At 65.0% G+C, this 4,379-nt stretch carries 6 protein-coding genes; all 6 read right to left on the bottom strand.

The annotated features are described in order from the left end of the window. Positions 1–769: MerR family transcriptional regulator (locus V7Q53_RS23080; RefSeq protein WP_333831359.1), on the bottom strand; the 769-nt coding region annotated here is incomplete at its 3' end. Positions 770–772: 3 nt separating this feature from the next. Further along, on the bottom strand, positions 773–1,087 hold the full coding sequence (gene ihfA, locus V7Q53_RS23075) for an integration host factor subunit alpha (RefSeq protein ID WP_333831357.1): 315 nt from the start codon (positions 1,085–1,087) through the stop codon (positions 773–775). A gap of 128 nt (positions 1,088–1,215) precedes the next feature. Continuing rightward, a complete protein-coding gene (locus V7Q53_RS23070; protein WP_333831356.1) occupies positions 1,216–2,202 on the bottom strand; it encodes a beta-ketoacyl-ACP synthase III in 987 nt (328 codons plus the stop codon). Further along, entirely contained in the window at positions 2,199–3,317 is a 1,119-nt protein-coding gene (gene plsX, locus V7Q53_RS23065; protein ID WP_333831355.1) for a phosphate acyltransferase PlsX, read from the bottom strand. The genes V7Q53_RS23070 and plsX overlap by 4 nt, the downstream gene beginning before the upstream one ends. 23 nt (positions 3,318–3,340) lie before the next feature. Next, positions 3,341–3,547 carry a 50S ribosomal protein L32 gene (gene rpmF / locus V7Q53_RS23060; RefSeq protein ID WP_333831354.1) on the bottom strand — a complete coding sequence of 69 codons (207 nt, stop codon included), beginning with the start codon at positions 3,545–3,547 and terminating at the stop codon, positions 3,341–3,343. Between the two features lie 207 nt (positions 3,548–3,754). Next, complete coding sequence (locus tag V7Q53_RS23055; RefSeq protein ID WP_442954474.1) at positions 3,755–4,306, bottom strand: YceD family protein; 552 nt, start codon at positions 4,304–4,306, stop codon at positions 3,755–3,757. Positions 4,307–4,379 lie beyond the last annotated feature (73 nt).

Raw genomic sequence — 4,379 nt, 5'->3', positions numbered from 1 at the left:
GTGACTCTGGTTCGGCGGTCGTTGGTTCGGGCGCCATCGGTTCAGGTGCCATGGGTTCGTCCGCCGACAGAGCGCCGGCCGGCAGAGCGTCGTCAGGAAGATCGGCCTCAGGGAAACCGGCGGGCGGTTCGGATGCCCGGCGTTCTGATACCGGCTCTGCCGGTTGTGGTGCGCTCGGTTGTGGGCCCGTGGGTTGCAGGGGTGCGGCGCCGGAAGGCGGCGCGTCTGGCGCAGGCGGCGCACTGGCGGGTTGGTGCTGAGGGCTCTCCGGCGCTCCGCCATGCGGCGCGTCCATGCCCGAGGCGGGGTCAGGCAGCGGCAGCGGGGCGGGCGGGCGCGGGGTGTCGCTGCGCGGTGCGGGTGCCGCCGGGGTATTCGCGGCGCCATTCATGCGCCGGGCCGGCGGCCCGCCCTGGGGCGGCGGCGCCGCGTCGGGGACGGCATCGTCTTCCGTCATGTCCGCATAGGCGCCGCTGTCAAAGCTGTCTTCGACCGACGGGTCAGGCGCAAGCGAAGCAACGTGACGAACGCCTTGTTCCTGAAGCACTTTCTGCACGCCACGGATGGTCATGCCCTGATCCTGCAGCAGCAGCCGTATCCCGGCCAGAAGCGCCACATCGTCAGGCCGGTAATAGCGCCGCCCGCCCGCCCGTTTGACCGGGCGGATCTGGTAGAACTTGCTCTCCCAGAAGCGCAGCACATGCGCCGGGGTGTCGAGCAGGTCCGACACTTCGCTGATGGTGCGAAAGGCCTCAGGCGCCTTTTTCATGCCTTACCCTTTGGAATCGCCGAGATTCCCACGTGAGACACGTTCCTTCATCAGATGTGAGGGGCGGAACGACAGAACCCGGCGCGGGCTGATCGGAACCTCTTCGCCGGTCTTCGGATTGCGGCCAAGGCGCGCGGTTTTCGAGCGTACCGAGAACGTGCCGAAGGACGAAATCTTGACCTGTTCGCCCTGCGCAAGCGCATCGGACATATGTTGAATTACCGATTCCACAAGCTGTGCGGATTCGTTGCGCGAAAGGCCAACCTCACGAAACACAGCCTCGCTCAGATCCATTCGAGTCAGGGTCTTTCCGGACATGTACATACCCCTTTGCCGCATGTCGACTGCCGGACAGGATGCGGCAAGGAATTTTCCGAGTCAATATCAGGTACTTGCAGCGCGCTCTTTCCACGGCATCGAAAGCCGGAAACCGCCGGTAAAACCGCTCACCAGCGCAAAACCACCGCGCCCCAGGCCAGTCCGCCGCCGATCGCCTCGGTCACAACCAGATCGCCCGGCTTGATCTTGCCCTGTTCCACGCCGACTGAGAGCGCAAGCGGGATCGAGGCGGCGGAGGTGTTGCCGTGATCGGGGACGGTGACGATGACATTATCCATCGACAGGCCCATTTTCAACGCGGTGCCCTTGATGATGCGCAGATTGGCCTGATGCGGCACAATCCAGTCAACATCACTGGAAGTCAGCCCGGCTTTCTCAAGCGCGGATTCGGCGGTTTTTGCCAGCTTTTCAATGGCATGGCGAAAGACTTCCTTGCCCTGCATCCGCAGGTAACCCGCTGTGCCGGTGGTGGAAACCCCGCCATCGACAAAAAGCGCATCCTTGTAGCGGCCATCTGAATGCAGGTCGATCGACAGGATGCCGCGGTCTTCGGCTGTGCCGGTGCCGGGCTGCCCTTCAAGGATGACCGCACCCGCGCCGTCGCCGAACAGCACGCAGGTGGAGCGGTCTGTCCAGTCCATGATCCGGCTGAAGGTTTCGGCACCGATGATCATGACGCGCTGCGCGGTGCCCGCCACGATCAGCGCATGGGCATTGGCCAGCGCATAAATGAACCCCGCGCAGACCGCCTGCACGTCAAAGGCGAAACCGCTGGTCATGCCAAGCTGGGCCTGCACCATCGTGGCGACGGAAGGGAAGGTCAGATCAGGGGTGGAGGTGGCGACGATGATCGCATCCAGCGTATCTGCGGTGATTCCCGCCTGTGCCAGCGCCGCGCGGGCGGCGTTGGTGGCAAGATGCGAGGTGGCCTCATCCTCGGCAGCGAAGTGCCGCCGCTCGATACCCGAGCGCGAGACGATCCATTCATCCGAGGTGTCAAGCGTGGCGGCAAACTCTGCGTTCGGGACCACCCGGGCGGGAAGATAGTGGCCGGTGCCGATCACGACAGCACGGGTCACCGTGTTCTGCGTCATTCCGATTCTCCTTCAGGCTCCGATTCCTGCGCTGCCTGCGCCGCAATCACAAGCCTTTCCGCCATCCGTCCCTGATAGCCGGATTGCGCCAGTTTTGCCGCCAGCGCGATCGCGGCGGCCACACCCGTGGCATCGGCCGAGCCGTGGGATTTCACCACGGTGCCGTTCAGCCCCAGAAAAACCCCGCCATTGACCCGCCGTGGATCAACCCGCGCGCTCACCAGTTCAAACGCGCGCCGGGACAACAGGGCGCCCAGCATCGAGATGAAGCTGGAGCGCAGGGATTCGCGCAGCACATCGCCCACCAGTTTGGCGGTGCCTTCGCCGGTCTTCAACGCGATATTGCCGGTAAACCCGTCGGTGACGATCACATCAACGCGGGGTGAGGGGATATCGCTGCCCTCGACAAAGCCCACGAATTCATAGCGCCCGGTTTCCTGGTGCCGCGCGATCAGATCAAAGGCGATCTTGCTTTCGGCGCGGCCCTTGTGCTCTTCGGTTCCGACATTGAGCAGGCCAACGCGGGGGCGGGCCTCGTTGAAGCCGTTGCGGAAATAGGTGGTGCCCATGATTGCATAGGCCAGCAGATCCTGCGGTTCGGCTTTCACATCGGCGCCGACATCCAGCATCGTGTTGAACCTGTGCTTGCCCAGTGAGGGCCAGAGGCAGGCAATCGCGGGGCGCGAGACCCCTTCCATCCGGCGCAGCAGCAGCATCGACACAGCCATCAGCGCGCCGGTATTGCCGCAGGAAACCGCCGCCTGCGCGTCGCCAAGGCTCAGCGCTTCGATGGTGGACCACATTGAGGTGCCCTTGCCGTGACGCATCACATGGCTGGGCTTGTCCTCCATGGTGACCGTGCGTTCCGCATGGCGCAACACGCAGCGGCCCGTCAGCGCGGGCTGGCGGGCAACAAGCGGTTCCAGCACAGCGGTGTCACCATGCAGGATGATATGGACATGCGGGTTGTTGCGCACCGACAATGCACAGCCCGCGACCACGGCCGCAGGGCCGAGATCGCTTCCCATTGCATCAACGGATATCTGCACCTGGCCCGTTTCGGGGCTGCCCCCGGGGCCTCCGGCGTGGGCGGGATGATCCTGATCGGATATCATCGGAACCGCGCCGGATGCGGACCTCAGGCCGCGTCTTCGTCCAGATCGACGTCTGCGGTGCGCGCAATGACTTCGCGGTTGTCATAGTGGCCGCAGGACGGGCAGACGTGATGCGGGCGCTTCAGCTCACCGCAGCTGGAGCATTCGTTGGGATTGCCGGCAACCAGCGCGTCATGAGCGCGGCGCATATTGCGGCGGGAGCGGGTTACGCGGTTCTGTTGAACGGCCATTGGGACAACCTCTGGTATCTTCGGGGGCGCTGAGCTGGGCGGCCCTTACGGGTGGAATTTCGGAGCAGGAGCCGAGCCTTTACACCGCCTGTGGGGTGCATCCAAGCCCTGACCTGCATGAAGCGCGGAAAATACGGACTTTTCGAAGCGGTGCAAGGGAAATATTCGCGCCTGTGAAAGCGTGTCCCGCTTGCCCCGCATGTGCCTTCATTCCTTGCCTTTATCCCCGTCGCTATCCTCGTCACCATCCCGGTCACTGTCGCTGCCCCGTTTGAGCGCGGCAAGGGCGGCGAAAGGGTTGGGGCGGGAATCGGTGAGCGGGGTGGCGCCGGGCGGGGCAAATTCGGCCCCGGCCAAGGTGGCGCCGGGCGCGCGCGGATAATCGGGCAGGGCGATGGCCAGCGCCTCGATCATCACGGCGCCGGGGTCAATCTCTGGTCCCAGCGCTTCAAGCGAGTCATCGTCGGGCATTTCGGCTTCGGAGGCGTCAGGCTCGGGCAGGTTGCGCAGGAAGCGGCGCAGCACATCGGTATCGACGCGGGTGGTCACCGGCTCGGCGGTAATCACGCAGGGTTGAACCACGGTCGCCCCCAGCCGCCCCTCCAGCCGCCAGTCATGACGGCCCTCGGCCTGCACCGTCCCGCGGAAGTCCAGCTTGCGCAGGCTGATCGCCCCCAGCGTTTCGGCTATGCCGGCGCGGGCGGGCGCATCGGGGCGCAGATGAAAGGGCTGGGCCTTGCGGGTTGGCAGATCGGCCACGCGCAGCGGCAGGCTGGCGGTGGTGACAGGCTGGGTGTCTGCTTTGGCGGCGGGGGTATTGGCGGGCGTGTCG

Origin of the sequence: Pararhodobacter sp. (assembly GCF_036802785.1) — a bacterium.
Classification (GTDB): domain Bacteria; phylum Pseudomonadota; class Alphaproteobacteria; order Rhodobacterales; family Rhodobacteraceae; genus Pararhodobacter.
Note: the sequence above shows the minus strand (reverse complement) of the source record. Positions and strands in the feature narration are given on the sequence as shown.